Raw genomic sequence first — 23820 nt, 5'->3', positions numbered from 1 at the left:
CGTGGTATCGAGACGAAATATGACGTAAAAACGGATCGACCCTCCACGAAACCACGTTGCCTCGAGCGTGGCCGATTCGAGCGTCCGCAACGATCGTCGGAGCCATCCACCACCTGACCGTCGTGCTAGTATTCGCACGCCCCTCTTAATCGTCGCTCGTGGCGAACTCCGGCGAGTCGGATTCGGAACCTACCGCGGGCGATTCGGGAAGCTCGGCGCGGACGTCGTCCCGCCCGTCCTCGGTGATCGCCTGATGGTAGGCTTCGGGCATGACCTTCACGAACGACTCGAGGGCGCGCTCCCAGTTCGCCAGGAGGTCCCGCCCGCGCTCGGAACCGGTGTAGGCGACGTGGTTCTCGAGCAGGCGCTCGAGCATGGCCTCGTCGGCCTCGTCGAGGTCCTCGTGGAGCGAGACCATGCCGGTGTTGGCCTTGTGCTCGAGTGCCGCATCGGGGTCGAAGACGTACGCGACGCCGCCGGACATCCCCGCGGCGAAGTTGGTTCCGGTCTCGCCGAGGACGGCGACGACGCCACCGGTCATGTACTCACAGCCGTGGTCGCCGACGCCCTCGACGACGGCCTTGGCGCCGGAGTTGCGTACGGCGAAGCGCTCGCCGGCGACGCCGTTGACGTACAGTTCGCCGCCGGTCGCGCCATAGAGCGCGACGTTGCCGATGGCGACGTTCTCGGTCGGCTCGTAGGCGGCCGTTTCGGGCGTCCGAACGGTGAGTTTCCCGCCCGAGAGGCCTTTGCCGACGTAGTCGTTCGCGCTCCCCTCGAGGTGGAACGAGAGGCCGTGAGCCAGGAACGCGCCGAAGCTCTGGCCGGCGGTGCCCTCGAGGTCGACGGTGAGGGTATCCTCGGGGAGGCCGGGTTCGCCGTAGCGGCTCGACACCCGGTTCGAGAGCATGGTGCCGACGGCGCGGTCGACGTTCCTGATCTCGGTTTCGACGGTCTGGGGAGTCCGGTCCTCGAGGGCCGCGCTGGCCTCCTCGATGAGGGTTCGGTCGAGGTGATCCTCGAGGCCGTGGTCCTGTTCCCGAATTTTGGTCCGGACGTCGCCTTCGGGTTCGGCCAGGACGGCCGAGAGGTCGACGGTTCGGGCCTTCGGGTGGTCGACGTCCTCGCGCTGGGAGAGGACCTTCACGCGCCCGACCATCTCTTCGACGGTTTCGAAACCCAGGTCGGCCATAATCTCGCGCAGTTCCTGGGCGATGAACGTCATGAAGTTGATGACGTGCTCGGGTTCGCCGGGGAAGCGCTTGCGGAGGTCCTCGCGCTGGGTGGCGACGCCGACCGGGCAGGTGTTCTTGTGACACTGACGAGCCATCACGCAGCCCTCGGCGACGAGAGAGGCGGTGCCGAAGACGTACTCCTCGGCGCCGAGCAGGGCGGCGACGGCCACGTCGCGGCCGGTCTTCATCCCGCCGTCGGCCGAGACGCGGATCCGGTCTCGCAATCCGGTGGCACACAGCATCTGGTTCGCCTCGGCGAGCCCGAGTTCCCACGGCAGGCCCGCGTGCTTGATCGACGTCCGAGGCGAGGCGCCGGTGCCGCCGGAGTGGCCCGAGATGTGGACCACGTCGGCGTTGGCCTTCGCGACGCCCGCGGCGATGGTGCCAATACCAGCCTCCGAGACGAGTTTGACGTTGATGTCGGCGTCCTCGTTCGCCGCCTTCAGGTCGAAGATCAGCTGTTTCAGGTCCTCGATCGAGTAGATGTCGTGCAGCGGCGGCGGTGAGATGAGACCGACGCCGGGCGTCGATTTTCGCACGTGGGCGATCATCTCGTTGACCTTCTGACCGGGCAGGTGGCCGCCCTCGCCGGGCTTTGACCCCTGCGCCATCTTGATCTGGAGTTCGTCCGCGCTCGAGAGGTACGTGCTGGTGACGCCGAAGCGGCCCGAGGCGACCTGCTTGACGGTACACTCGCGCTCGGTGCCGAAGCGTTCGGGCGGTTCGCCGCCCTCGCCGGAGTTGCTCTTCCCGCCGATGCGGTTCATCGCGACGGAATTGTTCTCGTGGGCTTCGGGCGAGAGGCTCCCGAGGCTCATCGCGGCCGTCGAGAACCGCCCGACGATGTCGGCGACGGGTTCGACGTCCTCGAGCGGGATCGACTCGCGGTCGGAATCGAACTCGAGGAGGCCCCGAAGAGTCCGCAGGTCTGCGGACTGGTCGTTGATCCCCTCGGCGTACTCCCGGTAGCGCTCGTAGTCGCCGGATCGAACGGCCTGCTGGAGCGTCCCGACGCTCTGGGGATTCCACTGGTGGTGGATGCCGCCCGAGCGGTGCTCGAACTCGCCCTGGCGGTCGAGGGTCGCTTCGTCGCCGAATGCGGCCTCGTGGCGCTCCAGGAAATCTGCTTCGATTTCGGCGAGGCCGATCCCCTCGGTGCGGTTCTCGGTCCCCTCGAAGTACTCCTCGGCCAGGCTCGAGTCGAGGCCGACGGCCTCGAAGATTTGGGCGCCCTGGTAGCTCTCGACCGTCGAGATGCCCATCTTGGCCATGATCTTCAGGAGGCCATCCTCGAGCGCGCCGACGTAGGCGTCGATGGCGACGCCAGTGTCCGCGCCGTCGGAGCCGGCCGTGAGGTCCTCGATGGTCTGGTAGGCGAGGTAGGGGTTGATTGCGTCGGCGCCGTAGCCGACCAGCGTCGCGACGTGATGGACGGTTCGCGGGTCGGCCGACTCGAGCACGATCCCGGCGTGGTTGCGCAGGCCGTTACGCACGAGGTGGTGGTGAACGGCGCCCATCGCGAGCAGGCTGGGGATCGCGACGCGGTCGTCGTCGACGTCACGGTCGGAGAGGATCACGACGTCGTTGCCAGCCTCGATTGTCGCGACGGTGTCCTCGCGAACGCGCTCGATGGCCGCCTCGAGGGCCTCGCCATCGGGCTTGTCGGCGGCTTCTGAGCGCTCGTAGGTGACGTCGACCGTTCCCGCCGTGACGTCGTTTTTCTCGCAATCGCGGATCGCCTCGAGTTCGGCGTCGGTGAGGACGGGCGAGTCGAGGACAAGTTGGCGGGCGTGGGCGGGCGACTCCGAGAGCAGGTTGCGCTGGAATCCCAGCCGGGACTCGAGCGAGGTGACCTGCTCCTCGCGGATGTAGTCGAGCGGCGGGTTCGTGACCTGCGCGAACAGCTGTTTGAAGTACGAGAACAGCGGCCGGTTGAACTCGGTGAGCACCGACAGCGGCGTGTCGTCGCCCATCGAGCCGATGGGGTCCTTGCCCTTCTGCATCATCGGCTCGATCAGATTCTCGAGTTCGTCGTGGGTGTAGCCGAACGCGGCCTGGTGAGAACGCAGTCCGTTGACGGCCTGGCGTGGTTCCGGGTCGGCCGTCTCGAGGAGGTCCTCGACGCGAACCTGTTCGCGGGCGAGCCACTCGCCGTAGCGGTCGTCGACGAGGCCGTCGAAGACCTCTTCGTCAGGGATAACCCGGCCCTCGTTCGGGTCGGCCAGGAACAGTTGGCCGGGCTGGAGCCGCCCGCGCTCGGCGATTTTCTCTGGTGGGGTCTCGAGCGCTCCGGCCTCGCTGGCGGCGATCAGGCGGTTGTCGGTCGTCACGTCGTACCGGCAGGGACGCAGGCCGTTCCGGTCGAGAACGGCGCCGACGCGTTCGCCGTCGGTCGCCGCGACGAGTGCGGGGCCGTCCCACGGCTCGACGAGCGAGGCGTGGAAGTCGTACCAATCCTTGCGCGCCTGATCCATCTGGTCGTCGCCGCGCCAGGCCTCGGGGACGAGCATGCGGAGTACGTGCGGGAGGTCACGACCGTCCTGCAACAGTAGTTCGACCGCGTTGTCGACGCTCGCAGTGTCGGACTGGTCGGGATCGTTGATGACGGGTTTGACGGCCTCGAGATCGGCTATAACGTCGCTCTCGAGGTCCGTCTCGCGGGCGCGCATCCAGTTGACGTTGCCCTGGATGGTGTTGAACTCGCCGTTGTGGACGACATTCCGGTAGGGGTGAGCGAGGTGCCACGCCCCGAGCGTATTCGTCGAGAAGCGCTCGTGGACCATCACGAACGTCGACTCGAGGCGCTCGTCGGCGAGGTCGGGGTAGTACTCGGCGACCTGCTCGCCCTTGAGGAGGCCCTTGTAGACGAGCGTCTTCGAGTCCAGTGAGCAGACGTAGAATCGATCGGACCCGTCGACGTCGGCGTCCTCGACCGCGTTCTCGAGCGCGCGCCGGGCAACGTAGAGACGGCGGTCGAAGTCGTCGTCGGCCAGTTCGTCCGTCGACGAGACGAACACCTGCCAGACGTCGGGTTCGGACTCGAGGGCCGTCGCGCCGAGGCCGACGTTTTCCGTCGGTACGTCTCGCCAGGCGAGGGTCTCGAGTCCGTACTCGGAGAGGGTGTCCTCGAGGAGGTCGACGAGCGCCTCGCGGGCGGCGTCTTCCTGTGGGAGGAAGATCGATCCGGCGGCGTACTGCGGCGGCAGGTCGACTGTGAGTTCGTCGCGGAAGAAGGCGTCCGGCGTCTGGAGCACGATCCCCGCGCCGTCGCCGGTGTTCGCTTCGGCGCCGGTGGTGCCCCGATGCTCGAGGTTGACGAGGAGTTCGAGGCCGTCGGCGACGACGTCGTGGCTCGCTCCGCCGTCGAGGTCCATAACGACGCCGAGACCGCAGTTCGACCGTTCGTCTACGGGGCTGGCGAGGCCCCGCTCGCCGTGAGACGAGTCACTGTGTGGCTGTGTCATACACACTCGAGTGACCCACACCCACAAGAGGATACCCCATTATGACTAAGGGTATTATAATGCCATATTAGGGAATTAAAACCGTAAGGGTGTACGAGAATACGAAAGCGCGTACTAGGGGCGCAGGAGGGGCATTGAACGCTCGGTAAATCGGTTCGCGGCCGGCCGGCGGTCACATCGCTCTCGCTCAGTGAGAATCGTCGCCAGAGAAAGTGTCAGAGGCACGTAGTGTCCATCCGCTGGATGCACACCACGATAGATAGTCATCGCCGGAGCCATATGCACTATGGGGCTAAACGATTAGGTTCGGGTGAGTCACTCATTCACTCACACTCACTCTCCTTTGCACTCGTTCGCTCTCTATCGCTTGTAGACACTCGCTGGCTCACGGTCGTACACCCATATTCACGCCCACCCGTCCACGCGGAGACGAGGACTCGAGGGCGCCGCTACGCGAACACACGGGCACCGGAAGAACGTTCCGAGACGAACAGGGGAGAGGACCGCTCGATCAGTAGGTTCTGGCGAAGTACGCCAGCTGGTCGGCGTGCTCGCCACAGACCGTACAACTGGCGTCTTCGTCCTCGGGCGCGGCAGCCTCGCCGTCGGTCTCGGCGCTCTCCTCGGCGAGAGGCTGGAGGACGATCTCCGCGGAGACCTTCTCCTTGATGGCCTCCTCGCAGGCCTGGTCGCCACACCACGGGACCTTCACGTAGCCGCCGTGGCGCCCGATCGTCCCCATGATCTCCTCGGGACTGTCGGCCGTTCGCACGTTCGACTCGAGGGTCTTCCGGGCGGCCTCGTACAGTTTCTCGTAGATTGCGTCGAGGTGCTCCTCGACGGTGTCGGCGACGCCCTCGCGGTCGGCGACGGTCTTCTCGTTGTCCGGGCGGTGGACCAGCGTGACCTCGCTGTCGTCGGCCTCGTTGGGGCCGATCTCGATCCGGAGAGGAACGCCTTCGAGTTCGTGTTCGTTGAACTTGAAGCCGGGATTGCGCTCGTCGCGGTCGTCGAGTTCGACGCGGAAGCCCGCGGCCTCGAGTTCGTCGGCGACCTCGTTCGCGTAGCCCAGGACCTGCTCCTCGGTGTCCTCCTGCCAGATGGGGACGATGACGACCTGCGTGGGCGCGACGGTGGGGGGCAAGACGAGTCCCTGATCGTCGGAGTGGGTCATGATGAGCGCCCCGAGCGCGCGCCAGGAGAGCCCCCACGAGGTCGTGTAGGCGGTCCGCTCCTTCTCGTCCTCGTCGGCGAAGGTGATGTCGAACGCCTCCGCGAAGCTCTGGCCCAGGTGGTGGCTCGTGCCGCCCTGGACGGACTTGCCGTCGGGCATCAGACACTCGACGGTCGTCGTGGTATCGGCGCCGGGGAACTTGTCGTGTTCGGGCTTCTTCCCCTTCAGGACGGGGATGGCGAACAGTTCCTCGTAGACGCGTTCGTACTGCTCGAGGCGGGTCCAGACCTCCTCCCAGGCTCCCTGGTCGGTCTCGTGGGCAGTGTGGCCCTCCTGCCAGAGGAACTCCTTCGTGCGGAAGAACGGCTTCGTGTCCGTCGCCTCCCACCGAACGACCGAGCACCACTGGTTGAGCCGCATGGGGAGGTCGCGGTGGCTGCGGGTCCACTCGGCCATGAACGGCGCGATGATCGACTCGCTGGTGGGGCGGACGGCGAGGCGCTCCTCGAGTTCGTTGTGCCCACCGTGGGTGACCCACGCCACCTCGGGGTCGAATCCCTCGACGATGTCCTTCTCGCGCTCGAGGTAGCTCTCGGGGATGAACAGGGGGAAGTAGGCGTTCGTGACGCCAGTCTCCTTGAACCAGCCGTCGAGGGTGTCCTGGAGGGTCTCCCACAGCGCGTACCCGCGGGGTTTCATGACGATGAAGCCGCCCATGGGGGCGTAGTCCGCCAGGCCGGCCTTCTGTACGACCTCGGCGTACCACTCGCCGGGTCGATGATTCTTGGACTCGGTGATTCCGAGTTCCTGTGATTCTTCGCTCATACCTCGACAGTCTGCCAGCGCGCTCTTAAACGATGCGAAGGTACGGCGTCGGGTGACACGGGACCGGCGGCCGCGTATCGACGTGGATCACGGCTGTGTCGGCCGTCGATGACGCGTTGGCGGGACGTATACCGTCAACCCCGGCCTCGAATGCGGCGGTACACGACCGGTGAGAACCGAGGGACCAGTCTGGTCGACGGCCGCCCGACGCCAGTGCCGTCGGTTCGAACGCGCTCGAATACGCCGCGCTGGGCCAGCTCGTAGAGGTGTCGCTTGACGGTTTCCGCGGAGAGGTCGACGTCTGCGGCGAGCGTCACGGCCGTGTCGTCGATTCCCGTACTCGTGAGGCCCAGTTCGACGAACCGGTCGAGGACGATCCGCTTGCTATCGTGTAGCGACGTGAGCGTCTCGACGTGGACGCACCGGTCGGGCGTGGTTTCGACCGCCTCGTCGACGTGTTCGGTGCCGACGCTCGTCGCCCCGTCTCGTTCGGCGAAAATCGCGGCGGCGTACAGCGCAGTGAGCGCTCTCGTCGCGTCGCCAGCCGCCCAGTCCCCGATTTCGCGGACAAGCGCGTACTCGAATCCGTTGGAGGCGAGCGCAGTCGACGCCCGGGCGAAGAGAATGTCGAGGAGCGTTTCGGTGGAGTAGGCTGGAACTCGAACCGTGTTATCGACGCCCTCTAGCGGTCGTCGACCGACCGTGATCGTCGCCAGTGACGCGTTCGCGGGGAGTCGGCTCCGAATCGCCTCCACGTGCGATTCGTCGACGTGGTCGAGAGCGAGAACCGTTCGTTCCGCGGTCGTCATCGCGTCCGCTACCCGCCGTTCGAGCTCGTCGAAACCGATTCCGCGCTTCGGCGTCGGTTCGACGGTAAGCGCATCGAGCAAGTCTCGAAGGACGTCGAACGTACTCGACCCGCGTGCGTCGACGTAGACGAACTCCGTGCGCGGGACGACAGCCGTTCGGGTGGTGGTGACGATGGGCGCGTCGCTGGGCGAGAACCGCTCGCGAAGCAGGCGAAACAGGCTCGAAACGAGCACTGACTTGCCGGATCCCGGTGGTCCGTACACCCGACAGGACGGTGGGAGCGACCCGTCGAACGCCGGCTCGAGTACGTCGAGCAGTCGTTCTGCACTCGCTCCGTGACCGGTGGGTTGCTCGGGGTGGATCGCCGGATTCAGCGCGGCTTCGTCGACGAGTAGCCGGTTTCGATCGTCAGATATCCGACGGTCGACTCGTTCCCACAACTCCATTGATATCAGTACAAAACCTGCATCAAGTAAGTGTTTCGGCTACTGCCTACTTCTTTACGAGTGACGGGTGACTATCGATCACGAAAAGGACTGTGAGAGTAGCAACGGGACGATTCGCCCTGAGTGTACGAATGTTCTGTACTCGGAATAGAATTGAGTTAACGCTAGTATAGATTGTGTCCGTACGAGGGAAACTGGATCATACAAAATGGACCGTAGGATGGTGCATATTTATTAGGTTCCATTATATTTACTGCCACTATGGCATCTAGCGATGAATCCCGGCGACGATTTTTGAAAGGGGCGGCGTGTGCGTGCTGTGGTGCAACGCTCGCCGGTTGCTTGAGTGGAAATGGCGACGAAGACGACGGCAACGGCGACGGAAACGGAAACGGAAACGACTCGAGCCAGGGCGACTACCCCGAATTCGACCCGCTCGACCCCGAATTCCCGCAGCTAACTTCGACGCTGATGGAGCACAGCTTCGAAACCGGGGCCCTCGAGGAGCTCGACAACTTCGAGGAGCGAGACGAACCCGTCTACGGCAGTCCACCACGGGAAACGCCAGACGACGAGAGCGAGTGGATCGATCCCGACACGCTCGACTTCGCGATGGTTCCCACAGAGGATCCGACCGTCTTCGAAGGCGTACTCGACCCGCTGCTCGAGAACATCGCGGAAGAGACCGGCAAGGAAGTCGTCAACAACCCGCTCCAGTCCTACGCAGCCCAGATCGAGACGATGCGCAACGAGCGCCTGCACGTCGCCGGTTTCTCCACCGGGTCGACGCCGTTCGCAGTCAACAACTCGGGCGCCGTCCCGTTCAGCATTCAGGTCGGCGAAGAGGAGTTCGGCTACCGGCTGTGGGTCATCACGCAGGCCGACAACGACGAAATCACCGAACTCGATGACCTGGCCGGCAAGAGCGTCGCTCACACCAGCCAGTCGTCGAACTCGGGTCACCTCGCGCCGAACGCGCTCTTCACCGATGCTGGCGTGACCCCCGGCGAGGACTACGAGATCGAGTTCTCCGGCAGTCACGAGAACAGCGCCGCGGGCATCTACCACGGCGACTACGACGTCGCGCCGATCTGTAGCACCTGCTACGCCCGCGTCGCGGAGCGTGGCGACGTCGAGGCTTCGGAGATCAAGTGCATCTGGGCGAGCGCCCCGTTCCCGACGACCTCATTCTGCTACCGTTACAACCTCCACCCCGACATCCAGGAGGGTATCGAGCGGGCGTTCCTCGAATACGACTACCAGGACACGGAGATCGCCGAGGAGTTCGAAGGGCGCGGGACGTGGGTAGAGATCGATTACGCGACCCACTATCACGACATCCTCGTCAACCACCAGGTCAACGGCGTCGATTACGAGGAAGACGAAGCATAATACCCGATGCTCAAAGTAGTCGATCTGGACAAGACGTATCCGACCGGAGATCACGCGCTGAAGAGCGCCTCGATGGAAGTGTCGGGGAACGAAGTCGTCGCAATCATCGGCCCCAGCGGCGCCGGAAAGAGTACGCTCATCCGGTGTATCAATCGACTGACGGAGCCGACCGACGGGGAAGTGTGGCTCGACGACACCGAGTTGACCGAGCTGTCGAAGCGGGATCTGCGGGAAACGCGCCGAGACATCGGGATGATCTTCCAGGAGTACGGACTCGTCGAGCGCCTCACCGTCATGGAGAACGTCCTCTCCGGCCGGCTCGGCTACCTCAGCAACTGGAACGCGTTCCGTCGGAACTTCCCCGAGGAGGACGTACAGCACGCGTACGAAACCCTCGACCGGGTCGGTCTCGCCGGGATGGAGGACAAGCGAGCGGACGAGCTCTCGGGCGGCCAGCGACAGCGCGTCGGCATCGCCCGCGCGGTCGTCCAGCGCCCGAAGATCATGCTCGCGGACGAACCGACGTCGAGCCTCGATCCGGACACGTCTCGAGCCGTCATGGACCTCCTGACGGAGATCGCTCGAGAGGAGTCGATTCCGGTGCTCATCAACATTCACGAGGTCGAACTCGCGCTCGAGTACGCCGACCGCGTCGTCGGCCTCCACGACGGCGAGATCGTCTTCCAGGGCGGTCCCGAAGCCGTCGACGAGGGCGCGCGCGACGTCATCTACCGCGGTGAGAATAACGACCACCGCGATGCTGACGGTCAGATTTCGAGCGAACCGGGGTCCGCAATCACTGACGAGCACGCGCCGGACAAGAGCCCGACCAGAGACGTATGAGTAGCGGGACAAACGGGGACCGCACGAGCGAGGACCTGTGCACCGACGGAGGCTACCCCGGTACGTGGGAGCGGCCGACGGTGTTCTACAACGCCGCGGTGAAGTACGCCGTCTACCTGGTTATCACCGGATTCGTTCTCTGGAGTATCTGGGAGATGCGGATCGGCATCGATCGGTTCGTGTCCGGTTACGAGGCTGCAACGAGTCTCGCCGAGGGGATGTACCCGCCGAACTTCGGGCCACGAAAGCGCGAGCTCATCTACCGCGGAATGATAGAGAGCATGGCGATGTCGATCGTTGCCACGTTCGTCGGCGTCATCATCAGCATCCCGATCGCGGTGATGGCCGCCGAGAACCTCGTTCCTCGACCGGTCTACTACGTCGGGCGGGGAATCGTCTCGGTGTCGCGGGCGCTCCACGAGCTCGTGCTCGGCATCCTCGCGGTCATGGCCGTCGGGATCGGCCCGCTCGCCGGTGTGATCGCGCTGGTGTTCGCCACGCCGGGATTCTACTCGAAGTTGCTCGCCGAAGACCTGGAGGACATCGACGAAGGACAACGCGACGCCATCAGGGCGGTCGGTGGATCGCCGCTGCAAGTCCTGCTGTACGGCGTCTATCCCCAGGTGATCCCCCGAATCGCGGGGCTGGGGATCTACCGCTGGGACATCAACATTCGGGCGAGTACGATCATCGGCATCGTCGGCGCGGGCGGCATCGGGACGACGCTGCTCAACGCCTTCGACCGCTACGAGTACGACTTCGCGATCGCGATCATCATGGCCATCATCGCAGTCGTCCTCGTCGGTGAGGCAATGAGCGTCTACATTCGGAGGCGGATACAATGACCGATCAACCGATGGGGTCCGATACCTCGACGGCGTGGGACACCAGGGGTCGGAAGCGGCGATTCGTCCGGTACGTCGGTCTGCTCGTCACGTTCGTCGTCGTTGCGATCTCCTGGCGGGCACTAAACGTCCGGTACGAGTACCTCGAGACGGCCCCGGAGTCCGTTCGGGACCTCCTCAACCGAATGTATCCGCCGGACGCCGCGTACGCCAACGAAATCGTCGGTCCGCTGCTCGAGACCATCAACATTGCCGTTCTCGGGACGGGCCTCGCGATCCTGCTAGCGCTCCCCGTCGCGTTTATCGGGGCGGAGAACACCACGCCGAACCGGGCGACCTACCTGCTCGGAAAGTTCCTCATCGTCGCCTCGCGCTCGGTGAACGTCATCATCTGGGCGATCATCTTCGTAATCCTGTTCGGAACGAGCGCGCTCGCCGGCGTCCTGGCGGTCGGCTTCCGGTCGATCGGATTCGTCGCGAAGCTCATCGCGGAGGAGATCGAGGAGATCAATCCGACGCAGGTCGAGGCCGTTCGCGCGACCGGCGCGAGCAGAACGCAGACGTTGCTGTATGGGATCGTCCCGCAGGTGAAGCCGGCGTTCGTCGGGGTGTCGGTCTACCGCTGGGACATCAACGTCCGGTCGAGCACGATCATCGGCTTCGTCGGTGCGGGCGGCATCGGCATGGAACTCCAGAACAGCATCGACTTTCTCGACTGGCACCGCGTGTTGACGATTCTCATCGCCATCCTCGCGGTCGTCATCGTGAGCGAGCTGATCTCGGCGTACCTTCGGTCGAAGGTGCGCTGACCCCACTTTTTCTCTCCGCATGCACTACGACGGCATCATCTTCGACCTCGACGGAACCGTCTATCGGGGTGACCGACTCATTCCTGGAGCGACGGCCGCGATCGAGCGCGCTCGAGCATCCGGTTCGAGCGTCCTGTTCCTCTCGAACAACCCCACGAAGCGGCCGCCAGAGTACGCCGACCGGCTGACCGCGTTCGGTATTCCGACCGACGACGATGACGTGCTCAACTCGGCAGCCATCACCGCTGAGTGGCTCGGGGCGAACCATCCAGGTCGGCCAGCGCTGGTCGTCGGCGAGCGCCCGCTCGTTGCCGAACTCGAGGACGCCGGCATCACCGTGACGGAAGATCCCCGGCAGACGGAGATCGTCGTCGCGTCGATGGACCGGTCGTTCGACTACGAGACGCTCCGGCTGGCACTCGAGGCCCTCGACGACGAGACGCCGTTCGTCGCGACCAATCCCGACCGCACGTGTCCGGTCGAGGACGGGGAGATTCCCGACGCCGCCGGAATGATCGGCGCGATCGAGGGCGTTACCGGTCGATCGCTCGACCGCGTGCTCGGAAAGCCGTCGCCCACAGCGGTCGAGATCGCGATGGCGAGGATGGACTGCACCCCCGAACGGTGCCTGCTCGTCGGCGACCGCCTCGAGACCGACGTCGAGATGGGGGCCCGATCGGGGATGGCGACCGCGCTCGTGCTCACGGGGGCGAGCGACAGGACCGACCTCTCGAGTGCACGGTACGAACCGAACCACGTCCTCGATTCGATCGCCGACCTGCCGGAACTGCTCTCCGCCGGCGGGTGACCCGCTCGCTCTCTGCCCGGGTCGCGATGAGGAACCGCGAGGCCGTTTCTTCCGGTTCTCTCGCCTTTTTACAAATCCGTCACGAAGACGGGGTATGCGAAGCATCGAAGTTACCGAATACGGTGACAGTGGTGTCCTCCAGACCGCGGATCGCAAACGACCTGAGCCAGGACCGGGCGAAGTCAGAATTTTTGTCGAGGCCGCGGGGATCAACTTCGCGGACGTCATGCAGCGACGCGGCGTGTATCCGGGTGGGCCGGAACCGCCGTACGTCCCCGGGATGGAAGCCGCCGGAACCGTCGACGCCGCAGGTGAAGGCGTCGACCTCGAGGAAGGCGACCGCGTGGTCGGCATGCTCGGCGGGGGCGGATACGCCGAGTACGCCACCGCCAACGCGCAGATGCTCCTGCCCATCCCCGACGGGATGAGCTTCGAGGAAGCCGCCGGCTTCCCCGTCCAGTTCCTGACCGCCCACTCCTGTCTGTTCGAGTGGGGCGGCCTCGAGGAGGGCGAGTCCGTCCTGATCCAGGCCGCGGCGGGCGGCGTCGGCACGGCGGCCGTCCAGCTGGCTTCACGAGCCGGCGCGGAAGTCTTCGGCACGGCGAGCACCGAGGAGAAACTCGAGCTGGCGGCCGAGCTGGGCTGTGACCACCCGATCCAGTACACGGAGGTCGACTTCCGCGACCCCGTCGAGGAGGCGACCGACGGCGAGGGCGTCGACCTCGTCCTCGAGAGCGTCGGCGACGACGTGTTCGACCGGAGCCTCGACGCCCTCGCGCACTTCGGTCGGCTGGTCACCTACGGCGTGGCGAGCGGCGTGCCCGCGAGCGCCGAGAACCGGCGCCTGCTCTTCGAGAACAAGTCAGTCATTGGATTCCATCTCGGACAGGCGTCCCGTCACGACCCGAAGCGGATCATGCGGGCGGTTCCCGACCTGACCCGGGGGTTGGCCGATGGAGACCTCGAGGTAATCGTTGGGGAGACGTTCGCGCTCGAGGACACGAGCGAAGCCCACCAGTTCATCGAGGATCGAAAGAGTGTGGGGAAGGTCGTGCTGATTCCCTGAGCAGCACGCGGTCGTCGACTCGAGACGATGAGCCGACGATTCGAGAGGACGAATCGGTGAACCTCGGATGGCGAGTGATAGCTATTTTGTGCTGCCTGTGGGCCACTCACCTATGGCCACGGAACGCCCTCGAGAGGCCCGTCACAGCGAAATCGACGCGATTGTTGAGCAGAAGGCGGGCGGCGTCGCGGAGACGAGAGACGAAGCCGACAAGTACACCGTCCTCGGGGCCGCGAGCCGACGCACGTTCGCGAACTGGCTCACGCCGATCGAGGAGCACTTCGTCTGCCACCGGAACGACATTCCGGACGCCGACGCCGACGCGTGGACCGTCTCGCTCACCGGGAGGCTCGACGGGGAACTTTCGATGGCCGACATCCGAGACGAGTATCCGCGCGTGGCGGTCGCACACACGATGGAGTGTGCCGGCAACGGGCGCGGCCAGCACCGACCCGAGACGGGCAGCGTCCAGTGGGACTGCGAGGCTGCAGCCACCTCCCTCTGGACTGGGACTCCAGTGAGTTCGATTCTCCGCGATCACGGCGTGAGAGCGGCCGACGGGCAGTGGCTCACGACGGTCGGCGGCGACCCCTCGGACGGCGACGACGTGTTCGCTCGGTCGATTCCGCTCGAGAAGGCCCTCGACGACTGCTTGCTGGCGTACGAGATGAACGGCGACCCGCTGCCGCGAGAACACGGCTACCCCGTTCGCCTGATCGTTCCCGGCTGGTACGGCGTCAACAACGTCAAGTGGGTCGAGGAACTCCGCGTCATGGACTCGATGGTGACCGAGGGGAGCCTCGAGCGTCCCGGAGAACACGCCCACTGGCAACAGGAATCCTATCGCATCTATCCCCAGGGAAGCGAACCGGACGAGAACGAGACGGTCGACACGTACGATACGTGGGCCCAGCTCGAGGGAGCTGTCGAGCACCCGTACACGTTCGACGCGAACGTAATGTCGCTGATCGGCGCCCCGTCCGGGGAATCACCCGTCGGCGTACGTCCGGACGAGACGGTCGAGGTGCGCGGCGTCGCCTGGGCGGGCGACGACGCGGTCGACCGCGTCGAGGTCTCCACGGACGGCGGCGAGACCTGGAACGATGCAGAACTGTTCGGCCCCGACTACGCGGGCGCGTGGCGACTCTTCCGGTACGACTGGGACGCTGGTCCGGGCAGCCACACCCTGCTGTCGCGCGCCGCCGACGACCTGGGCCGACGACAGCCGGCGCGAATCTCCGGACCGGAAGCCTGGCGCGACGCCCTCGAGACCGACGAGTATCCCTGGAACGAGGGCGGGTACGCCGCGAACGCCTACGAACCGAACAGCGTGGTCGTCGAGGTCCGTGCCGACGACCGGGACGTCAGCGAATAATCCGAATCGTGTGCGCCGACGCGGTCACTCCTCGAGCGACGCGCCGCGCTCGAGATCGTAGTCGACGAACTCGGCTTCGTCGAGTGGTCGTCCACCCTCGAATGCGAAGGTTCCCTCGACGGTATCGCCCTCGAGCACCGCGGGTAGCCAGAGGTGATCGTCCTCCCACATGCTGTCGTACGGCACGTCCTCGACTGAAACCCACTCGGGGTGGGCCTCCTCGGTCGCCACCGGTTCGCCGTCGTAGGTCTCCGTTCGGAACACGTGACAGACCGTGTGAACCTCCCCGTCGAGGGTGAACGTGAGCTCGCCGGCCTGCTCGAGCGCCTCGAGGGGGAGCTCGAGGCCGACCTCCTCGCGAACCTCGCGAACAGCGCACTCACGCGGCGTCTCGCCGTCCTCGAGTTTGCCGCCGGGTCCGTTGTACCACCCCTCGCCGAGTCCACGTCGCTTCTCGATGAGGAGTACCTCGTCGCCGTCCAGGACGAAACAGAGCGTCGCCTCGATCATGCTCGAGGGTTCGACTGTGCGGACAAAACTGGTGTGGTCCGCTGCGGCTGAGGCTTCGTTTCACCCCGAGGTAGACGGGCCTGATCTCGGCCGTTCGGATACGGCCACCCTCGTCGGATGAGGCTCCCTGTCGATAATGGACCTTACGAACTACGTCTCTCGCTTCGATCCGCTCCACAAAATCGAAGGTCGATGACAACAAATAGACTCAACGATGGCCACCGAAGCGACGTTTACCGTCCCCTCGAGTCAGTTCCCGCTGGGGACCGTGTTCGAGCAGCTACCGGACGTGACGGTCTCCCTGGAGCGGATCATCCCCGCACAGGACGTGGTAGTGCCCTACTTCTGGGTGCGAGGGACCGTCGTCGACGACATCGAGGAGGCATTTACCGAACACCCCGGCGTCAGAGACATCCATCTCGTCGACTCCGTCGCGGACGAGTATCTGCTGCGCGTCGAGTGGGCGGTCGAGTATTCGGGCGTACTCAGCGCGCTCGTAGAGACGGAGATACCGCTCATCGAAGCCGTCGGCACGAGCCACGAGTGGACGTTCGATGTTCGCGGCGACGACCGAAGCGACATCGCGGCCTTCCAGCAACGCTGTCGGGAGCTGGACGTACCGGTCACGCTGACGAGCCTCCACGCGTTGACGCCGGTCGAGACGGACACCGAGGCGGCACTCACCGATCCCCAACAGGAAGCGCTGGTACTCGCCTTCGACCGCGGCTACTTCGAGACCCCCCGGGAGGTGACGATGGGGGAGGTCGGCGACGAACTCGGCATCTCCCAGCAGGCCGTCGCCTCTCGCCTTCGGCGCGGAATAAAACACATTCTGGGGAGTACGCTCTCCGAGACAGGCCGCTCGGATCGATAGATCGCTTAAAAGGGTTTTGTATAACGCGAAGCAATCCTGATGGTCGTTCTCCTTGGACTACACGTACGATGCCCTCCGGTAAACGCGAGCGTACACTCGTCGCATGTTCCGCCTGCGGGACCGCCTATGCAGCCACGAGCTGGTCCGACGGACAACTGCAACCGATCGGAACGAAGAACGGCTGCCGGTGTGGGTCGACGGAGTTCCGCGAGGTCCGTTATCGAGAAACCGCCCCTCAGGAGGAAGAAGCCGACTGACCGGTTCGAAGCAGCGCGCTAGGCCTTCGCGTCGGCGCTCGAGTCCGCGTCCGTCCGGTCGAACAGGCGGTCGAGGCCGAGTGCGAGCGCGGCCGACAGAGTGGCTCCGATGAGGGCGAAGCCAGCGAGCGCGACGAAGAAGGTCGCGAGGCCTGCCTCGCCGAGCAGAAATCCACCGATGGCGATGCTGGTCGCGCCAAATCCGAACTCGCCGAGGTAGGTGTAGCCGTAGGAGAGGCCGCGGCTGTCGGCGGGCGTGTAGACGGCGACGGCGTTCTGGTAGAACGGCTGGATGGCGAACAGGACGAAGCCCAGGACGCCACAGAGGACGAGCAGGGCGCCCAGGCCGCGGTCGACGATGGGGACGAACGCGAGTGCGAGAGCGGCCAGGACGGCGAAGAGTGCGGCCAACCCGCGAGCCGCTGGAACGCGGTCCGTGAGCTTCCCGCCGGTATACTGGCCGGCCATGCCGACGACCAGCAGGCCGACGTAGACGTAGAAGCCAGGGTCGATGTCGTAGCGCTCGAGCGTCGGGAACAGTTCGAGTCCCTCGAGCGCCGGCAGGCCGGTCATGATCTCGGGCAGGTAGGTAAGCACGCCGCGGTAGTACAGGCCCTCGAAGGTGACGAGGACGAAGACGATGGCAAAGGCGCTGGCGAAGAGCGCCCGAGAGTTGGCGAGAAACTCCGGCAGCGAGAGCGCCTCGTCCCGCCCGGCATCGACGTCGTCCGCGACTGCGGCGGTCGCGTCGAAGTTCGCACTGAGCCCGTAAGCGACGGCGACGAAACCGGGGATCGCCAGCAGGGCGGCGACTACGGGCCACTCGAGGACGATCAACAGCGTGGCGGCGACGAACGGCCCGAGGGCGATGCCGAAGTTGCCGGCGATGCCGTGCCAGGCGAAGACGGTGCCGCGCTCCTCGACGCCCGTGCTGATGAGCGCGAGTCCGGCGGGGTGGTAGACGCTGGCGGCGATACCCCACAGCAGGAGGCCGACGGCCACGGCGTAGATAGACTCGAGGACGGAGGCCGCCGCGAGGGTGACGAAGGCGAGGCTCATCCCCAGCAGACAGAGCAGGATGAGCCGCTTCGGACCGTACCGGTCGGCGAGGACGCCGCCGGGAAGTGCGCCGATACCGAAGGGAGCGTACCCCAGCGCGACGACGAACCCGACGAGGGTGACACTCACGTCGAATTCGGCGAGCCAGACGACGAGGAAGATCGGTATCGAGGTCTCGAACCAGTGGACGAGGGCGTGGCCCGCCATGGTGAAACCGGCGATCGAGCGGTCGTTCGAATCGAGAGACATGCGAGACGGTGGTCAAATGGCTGGCGTCGGGGTACTTAGCGACTCGGAAATCGGCAGAGTGGCGGGGGCGTTCGGTGGCCGCGCTCGCTGACCTCGAGAACTCGAGACGCTGTCCCCACCCGCACCCTTTTGTCGGGTACCGATGTGTGACAGAGTATGGCGGATCGGACGATCGGCTACGCCGACGAGATGGAGTACACGACCCTGGGCGAGACGGGACTCGAGGTCTCCTGTCTCTGTCTGGGCTGCATGAACTTTGGGAGCGCCGAGCCCTGGATGATCGATGACGAGGAACAATCGATCGAGATCGTCGAGCGCGCGCTGGATCTCGGGATCAACTTCCTCGACACGGCCAACGTCTACTCCCGCGGGGAGAGCGAGGAGATCGTCGGCCGGGCGATCGAGCCCTACGACCGGGACGAACTCGCGATCGCCACGAAGGTGTTCGGACGCATGGGCGACGGACCGAACCGGCAGGGCCTCTCGAGGAAGCACATCTTCGACCAGTGTCGAGCGAGTCTCGAGCGCCTCGGGACCGATTACATCGACCTCTACCAGATTCACCGGTGGGACGAGGAGACGCCGATCGAGGAGACCCTGCGCGCGCTCGACGCCCTGATCGACGAGGGGGTCGTTCGCTACGTCGGCGCGAGCACGATGACAGCCTACCAGTTCACGAAGGCGCTGTACACCGCCGACGTCGAGCACCTCGAGCGCTTCGTCTGCATGCAACCGGAGTACAATGCCGTGGATCGCCACGAGGAGGCGAACCTCCTTCCCGCCTGCGCGGGCGAGGGAGTCGGCGTCATCCCCTGGTCGCCGCTGGCCGGCGGCTTCCTGACCGGAAAGTACGACCGGGACGACGATCCTGACGAGGGGCGGGCCGCGACCGACGAGTACACGAGACGGCGCTTCACCGACGAGAACTGGGCCGTCCTCGAGGTCATCGAGGAGCTCGCCCAAGAGCAGGGCGCGACCGCCGCGCAGGTATCACTGGCCTGGCTCCTCCACAAGGACGTCGTCGACGCGCCGATCGTCGGCCCGCGGTCGATCGACCACCTCGAGGAGAACGTCGGGGCCGTCGGGGTCGAGTTGACGGAGGGAGACCTCGAGCGCATCGAGGAACCGATCGATCCGCGGTGGCCTGCGCCGGGGAAGAACTGACGTGACGACCGGATGAGGTGGAGACGACACCGCCAACGAACACTGTCGTACGGGTCGACGTTGGCGTATCTTCCCCAGCAATACGTTTAATAATTCCCACATTTAGCCAATTACTTATACTTTTGATATATAACCATACTATGATCCGAAGAGAGTGGCTCCACTTTGGCATGCTCTTTCTCGGTTTCGCACTCTTCTTCCCGGCTATACTCAGTGGACTCGCTGCGGTGGAGTACGAAATTGCCCTCGAGGAAACCGCTACGGACGGCGGTGAGGTTTCAGACGAGATAGATCGGTACGGAGTCGCTCGGTACGACGAACTATCGACCGAGCACCGGCGGATCGTCGACGGCGCGGTCGAGGGTGAACGATATCGATTCGACGACGACGAGAACGTCGCCATCGCGTGGGGTGACGGCCGTGTCGTCTCTCGAGACGGACAGTATCACGTCATTCCTCGAGAGACGGTCGTCGACTGGATCAGTCCGAGTGGACTGCTCGCGCTGGCATTCGGGATCGGAGGGGTGGTGTTGATCGTGGAATCGATTCGTCGGCACCACTTTCCTCGGTATCGTCCGTTCCGACGGGCGAGGTAGCTCGCCGGCTATTCGATTTCGGACGGCGTAACGGTTATTCCTCCTCGAGCGACTCGTCGTTCACGCCGACGGCTCTCGAGACGTCCACGTTCTCTGGGTCGTCCTGACCGCCGACGACCAACTCGCCGTCCTCGTTCTCCACGTAGACGTCGTCGGCGAACCCGCCCTCGGCGTGGGGGTGCTCGGGATTCTCGAGGCGTTCGGGCGTCGACGGGGCCTCCGGAAGCCCACCGTCGGGCCTGAACTCGCCCAGGGGTCGATCGATCGTGATCCCCCAGGTCGCGAAGAAGTCGTGGTAGCGGTCGTAGTGGTCCTCGAGTTCGTCGGCGGGGAACTCCATCATCTCGGTCCAGCCGTGGTTGTAGAAGTCGAAGTTCGCCTGGATGTGCGTGATCTCGCGGGCCTCGGCCTCGGAGTACCCGGCGCGCAGGGCCTCGAGGTAGCTGTCCATCGTCGCCTCGAAGAGGCCGTCGAGATGGGCCTTGCGTTCGTCGGCACGGGCCGGATCGGCCTTGCCCAGGAAGATCTTCGTGTGCAGGCGAACGAGACCCGAAATGGCCACCGAACGAACGACTGGGGTCTCGAGGGCCTTTCGGGAGGCGAAGTGACGGGCGTTCTGGCGGAGTTTCATACTCGAGCGGACGGACTCGAGCCTAATGAGCAATGTGGAGTGGACGGATTGTCTAGCTATAGACAGTATAGTATGATCGATTCCTTGATGACGAACGAGCGACGCCCGCGGCGAGGCTACTCGACGATGGCGCCTCGACCTCGAGGGTAGTCCAGATAGCAACCGACTTTAACCCCCGTTACGAAATTTCCCGACATGACCGAGTACGTTATCATCGGGGACGGGATCTCCGGCAGTTCGGCCGCGGAGACACTCCGGGAGGAGGATCCGGAGTCGTCGATCACCGTCATCACCGATGAGGGCGAACCGCTGTACAATCGCATCCTGATTAAAGAACACGCCAAGGGCAAACTGCCCGAGGCACCCATCTCGATCCACGACGAGGACTGGTACGACGAGCGCGACATCGACCTCTCGCTCAACACGCACGTGACGACGATCGACACCGACGAGAAGATCGTCCGCACCCACGAAAAAGACGACGTTCCCTACGACAAACTGCTGATCGCGACGGGCGGAACGCCCACGCAGTTGCCGGTCGAAAACAGCGACGCCGAGGGCGTCCACCACTTCTGGACGTTCCAGGACGCCCGAAAGATCCGCGAGAGCGCTGAAGCGGCCGACGACGCCGTCATCGTCGGGGCCGGATTGTTGGGCATCGACTTCGCGGCAGTCTGTGGTTCCCAGGGCGTCGACGGCAAGTTCCTGATGCGCGGGGACCGCTGGTGGCGCTACGCGCTCTCGGCCGACGGCGCCGAGATCATGCACGAGGGGATGCGAAACGTAGGCGTCGAGCCGATCTTCGACAGCGGCGTCAGCGAGTTCGAAGTCGACGAGGACGGCCGCGTCGAGGCCGCCATCGGCGGCGACGGCAACCGCTACCCGTGTGACTTCGCCGGCGTCGCGATCGGCCTGACGTTCAACACCGAGTTCCTCCACGACACCGACCTCGAGCAGGACAACGGCATCGTCGTCGACGAGTACATGCAGACGAACCTCGAGGACGTCTACGCGGCGGGCGACCTGACGCAGTTCTACGACGTTCTCCTGGGCGAGCAGGCCCAGAACGGCTCGTGGGGCTCGGCCAAAGAGCAGGGTCGAGTCGCGGGCATCAACATGGCCGCCGACGACGAGGCCGAGCCCTTCGAGTGGGTCTCCTCGTACTCGATTACCCACTTCGACTTCCCGTTCCTCTCCTTCGGTCACCCCACCCTGGGCGACGAACACGCCGAACGCCGCTACTCAGACACCGAGTGGCGCCGTATCGCGTTCAAGGACGGCAAGGTCGTCGGCGGCGTCCTCATCGGCGACCTCTCCGCCCAGAGCAAGCTCAAACAGCTCATGCGCCAGCAGCGTATCGTCGCCGACCAGGCCGAGGTCCTCCTCGAGAAGCAAGTCGACCTCGACGAACTCGCGCCGAGTCAAGATCAATAGTCGGGCAGTCGTCGCTGAGGGCCTGTCGCTCGTTCATCGACACACCGCAGGTATAGTTATTGTCGACGTCCTCGTGCGGTGATACGTTGTAGCAGTTGTGCTGAACTCACAGCGCAAATGTTACAACGACAAATGCTCGAGGAGCGGGTATCTGAATCACTCGATCCGTATGAACGAGATCACTTCTGGATTGACAGCTGCCTGCGTCTGGCGAAACTACCGGATAGCACGCATGCGGGTGTCAGGTTAGCGAGGTCGTCGGGTTCTACCGACTCTCGTCGCGATTCACCGCACCCGACAACCTCTGTTACTCGTCCGGTTCGTCCGTATTCGACTGCCGGCGCAGCCACTCGAGGCCGAGGAGGCCGCTGACGATCCCTGCGCCGGTCGTGAAGCCGGGTGACTCGTCCGCGTCGGTCTGGGAGGTGCGTTCTTCGGCCTCGGTAGCCCCGTCGTCTCCGTCGTCGGAGTCGGTCGTGGTCTCGTCATCGTCGTCGGATCCGTTCCCGTCGGAGTCGGTCGTATCCTCGCCGTCGTCGTTTTCGTCGCCGGGAACTTCGCAGCTGTCGCCGCCGCCGGACTCCTCATCTTCGTCCGACGTCTCCTCGTCACCGGTGTCGTCGGTGCTGTCGCCGTCGTCCGCGCCATCTTGCCCATCGTCGTCAGTTCCGTCTCCCTCGTCAGCGGAGTCATCTTCGTCGTCCGTCTGTTCCCGAAGCGCGAAGAGTTCCTCTTCGTGTTCGACGTATATCGTCTCGCCGCTGATCGCCCGAATGTGTCCGACCGGTGCGTCGTCTTTCGAGAGCGTCCACTTCTCGCTCCCGTCGTTTTTGTCGAGCGCGACGAGTTTCTGATCGTAATCCCGGTCTCCGTGGTTGTGGCCGTCCACCTCGAAGTAGACGTAGACGGTCTCGCCACTGATAACGGCCTCCCCGTAGGTGTACGTGACGTCGATGCTCCAGTCCTTGTACTCGTCGTCGTGGGCCGAGTAACTGCCGTAACCCTGATCGTTTCCTCCGATCGCGGATTCGTTGCTGAGTGCCCGTCCGGTATGCGACGGGACATGGTTCAGCAACTCGCCAGTTTGGGCATCGTAAAGCGGGTTTTCCTCCCCCGGCAACTCGACGAGAACCGCCGTCTCAGTCGCGTAGATATCGTGTCCTGAGTTGTAGTTGTAGTACCCTCGCCAGTTCTGCCAGACGGTCTCTCCGGTCGTGTGATCGAACGCGAGAGTGCCGTTCTCCGTACCAGCGTACACGAGGCCGTTCGCTGCGGCGGTCCCGGTGACAAATCCGGACTCCTTTTCTTCACCGTCGCTCGACTCGACGACGGCCGTGTCTTTTTTCCATCGGACCGACCCGTCGTCGGCCTCGAGCGCGTACAGGGTGCCGTCGACGACGGCGAAGACGCTGTCGTACGCTACTGTGTGGTTGCCCGTCCACTCCTCGGCACCGAGCGTACTCTCCCAGCGGACGCTGCCATCGTCTCGATCGAGCGCTACAATCTCGCCACCGTTGAGATACACCGTCTCGCCGACTACCGCGGGACTGTGCGCGTCGACGTCGGTGTTCTCCCAGAGGAGCGAGCCATCTGCCGCGTCGAGGGCGATGACCCCGTCCGTCGTCGTCGTATACACGGTGTCGTCGGCGACTGCCGTCGTGTACACGGTGTAGTCACCGAGTTCGATGGGGTCCGTCCGGTCAACGGACCAGGCGATCTCGAGCGAGTCGCCGTCGAACTCGTACCCGTCCTCGATGAACCTGGCGTGGCCGGCGTCACCACGGTGCGACGCCCAGTCTTCGTCCATCTCCGGGTTGGGGACCAGCGACGGATCGGGGAGGTCCCCATCGACGTCGGATGCGCCGACCCCACTCGAGGCGAGTCCAATCCCGGTCGAAAGCGCTGCACCTGCTGCAAGGACCGAACGGCGATGCACATCGTGCATACCCCTTCC

General features: G+C 64.7%; 18 protein-coding genes. 11 read left to right on the top strand and 7 right to left on the bottom strand.

The window, feature by feature from the left end; all coding sequences use genetic code 11:
- Nucleotides 1–145: 145 nt before the first annotated feature.
- The 3 genes from gltB to ACFQS4_RS09180 all read right to left on the bottom strand — a co-directional run bounded on the left by gltB (nt 146) and on the right by ACFQS4_RS09180 (nt 7954).
- A complete protein-coding gene (gltB, locus tag ACFQS4_RS09190) occupies nt 146–4699 on the bottom strand; it encodes a glutamate synthase large subunit (RefSeq protein ID WP_497901222.1) in 4554 nt (1517 codons plus the stop codon).
- 511 nt (nt 4700–5210) lie between these two features.
- Nucleotides 5211–6698, bottom strand: coding sequence for a proline--tRNA ligase (proS, locus tag ACFQS4_RS09185; RefSeq protein ID WP_497901221.1), 1488 nt, complete (start codon nt 6696–6698; stop codon nt 5211–5213).
- Between the two features lie 134 nt (nt 6699–6832).
- A complete protein-coding gene (locus tag ACFQS4_RS09180) occupies nt 6833–7954 on the bottom strand; it encodes a Cdc6/Cdc18 family protein (RefSeq protein WP_497901220.1) in 1122 nt (373 codons plus the stop codon).
- 261 nt (nt 7955–8215) lie between these two features.
- Between ACFQS4_RS09180 and phnD the strand changes: the two genes are divergently transcribed.
- The 7 genes from phnD to ACFQS4_RS09145 all read left to right on the top strand — a co-directional run bounded on the left by phnD (nt 8216) and on the right by ACFQS4_RS09145 (nt 15092).
- Entirely contained in the window at nt 8216–9346 is a 1131-nt protein-coding gene (gene phnD / locus ACFQS4_RS09175; RefSeq protein ID WP_497901219.1) for a phosphate/phosphite/phosphonate ABC transporter substrate-binding protein, read from the top strand.
- Between the two features lie 6 nt (nt 9347–9352).
- The gene (gene phnC / locus ACFQS4_RS09170) at nt 9353–10189 is read left to right on the top strand and encodes a phosphonate ABC transporter ATP-binding protein (protein ID WP_497901218.1); all 837 of its coding nucleotides are present in this window, start codon (nt 9353–9355) and stop codon (nt 10187–10189) included.
- On the top strand, nt 10186–11034 hold the full coding sequence (gene phnE, locus ACFQS4_RS09165) for a phosphonate ABC transporter, permease protein PhnE (RefSeq protein ID WP_497901217.1): 849 nt from the start codon (nt 10186–10188) through the stop codon (nt 11032–11034). Before phnC ends, phnE (ACFQS4_RS09165) begins: the two co-directional genes overlap by 4 nt.
- Complete coding sequence (gene phnE / locus ACFQS4_RS09160; protein WP_497901216.1) at nt 11031–11843, top strand: phosphonate ABC transporter, permease protein PhnE; 813 nt, start codon at nt 11031–11033, stop codon at nt 11841–11843. Before phnE (ACFQS4_RS09165) ends, phnE (ACFQS4_RS09160) begins: the two co-directional genes overlap by 4 nt.
- A 19-nt stretch (nt 11844–11862) precedes the next feature.
- Complete coding sequence (locus ACFQS4_RS09155) at nt 11863–12651, top strand: HAD-IIA family hydrolase (RefSeq protein WP_497901215.1); 789 nt, start codon at nt 11863–11865, stop codon at nt 12649–12651.
- A 94-nt stretch (nt 12652–12745) separates the two neighbouring features.
- A complete protein-coding gene (locus ACFQS4_RS09150; RefSeq protein WP_497901214.1) occupies nt 12746–13717 on the top strand; it encodes a quinone oxidoreductase family protein in 972 nt (323 codons plus the stop codon).
- Nucleotides 13718–13829: 112 nt separating this feature from the next.
- Entirely contained in the window at nt 13830–15092 is a 1263-nt protein-coding gene (locus tag ACFQS4_RS09145) for a sulfite oxidase (RefSeq protein ID WP_497901213.1), read from the top strand.
- 24 nt (nt 15093–15116) lie between these two features.
- Here the strand turns inward: ACFQS4_RS09145 and ACFQS4_RS09140 are convergent, their stop codons facing one another.
- Nucleotides 15117–15602 carry an 8-oxo-dGTP diphosphatase gene (locus ACFQS4_RS09140; protein WP_497901212.1) on the bottom strand — a complete coding sequence of 162 codons (486 nt, stop codon included), beginning with the start codon at nt 15600–15602 and terminating at the stop codon, nt 15117–15119.
- 214 nt (nt 15603–15816) lie between these two features.
- On the opposite strand from ACFQS4_RS09140, the gene ACFQS4_RS09135 reads away from it, so the two are divergent.
- Complete coding sequence (locus ACFQS4_RS09135; RefSeq protein ID WP_497901211.1) at nt 15817–16476, top strand: helix-turn-helix domain-containing protein; 660 nt, start codon at nt 15817–15819, stop codon at nt 16474–16476.
- A 275-nt stretch (nt 16477–16751) separates the two neighbouring features.
- On the opposite strand, the gene ACFQS4_RS09130 is transcribed toward ACFQS4_RS09135, so the two are convergent.
- Nucleotides 16752–18041: an MFS transporter gene (locus tag ACFQS4_RS09130; protein ID WP_497901210.1), complete on the bottom strand. Its 1290-nt coding sequence runs from the start codon at nt 18039–18041 to the stop codon at nt 16752–16754.
- 189 nt (nt 18042–18230) lie between these two features.
- Between ACFQS4_RS09130 and ACFQS4_RS09125 the strand changes: the two genes are divergently transcribed.
- Nucleotides 18231–19205 (top strand): aldo/keto reductase, encoded by a 975-nt coding sequence (locus ACFQS4_RS09125; RefSeq protein ID WP_497903174.1) that lies wholly within the window; start codon nt 18231–18233, stop codon nt 19203–19205.
- Between the two features lie 140 nt (nt 19206–19345).
- Nucleotides 19346–19801 (top strand): DUF7979 domain-containing protein, encoded by a 456-nt coding sequence (locus ACFQS4_RS09120; RefSeq protein WP_497901209.1) that lies wholly within the window; start codon nt 19346–19348, stop codon nt 19799–19801.
- 34 nt (nt 19802–19835) lie between these two features.
- Here the strand turns inward: ACFQS4_RS09120 and ACFQS4_RS09115 are convergent, their stop codons facing one another.
- Complete coding sequence (locus ACFQS4_RS09115) at nt 19836–20432, bottom strand: DUF6149 family protein (protein WP_497901208.1); 597 nt, start codon at nt 20430–20432, stop codon at nt 19836–19838.
- Between the two features lie 195 nt (nt 20433–20627).
- Between ACFQS4_RS09115 and ACFQS4_RS09110 the strand changes: the two genes are divergently transcribed.
- Nucleotides 20628–21866: an NAD(P)/FAD-dependent oxidoreductase gene (locus tag ACFQS4_RS09110; RefSeq protein WP_497901207.1), complete on the top strand. Its 1239-nt coding sequence runs from the start codon at nt 20628–20630 to the stop codon at nt 21864–21866.
- 307 nt (nt 21867–22173) lie between these two features.
- Here the strand turns inward: ACFQS4_RS09110 and ACFQS4_RS09105 are convergent, their stop codons facing one another.
- Nucleotides 22174–23811, bottom strand: a complete 1638-nt coding sequence (locus ACFQS4_RS09105; protein WP_497901206.1) for an outer membrane protein assembly factor BamB family protein — start codon at nt 23809–23811, stop codon at nt 22174–22176.
- Between the last annotated feature and the right edge of the window lie 9 nt (nt 23812–23820).

This window comes from Saliphagus sp. GCM10025317 (assembly GCF_042663665.1).
Taxonomy (GTDB): Archaea; Halobacteriota; Halobacteria; order Halobacteriales; family Natrialbaceae; genus Natronosalvus.
Note: the sequence above shows the minus strand (reverse complement) of the source record. Positions and strands in the feature narration are given on the sequence as shown.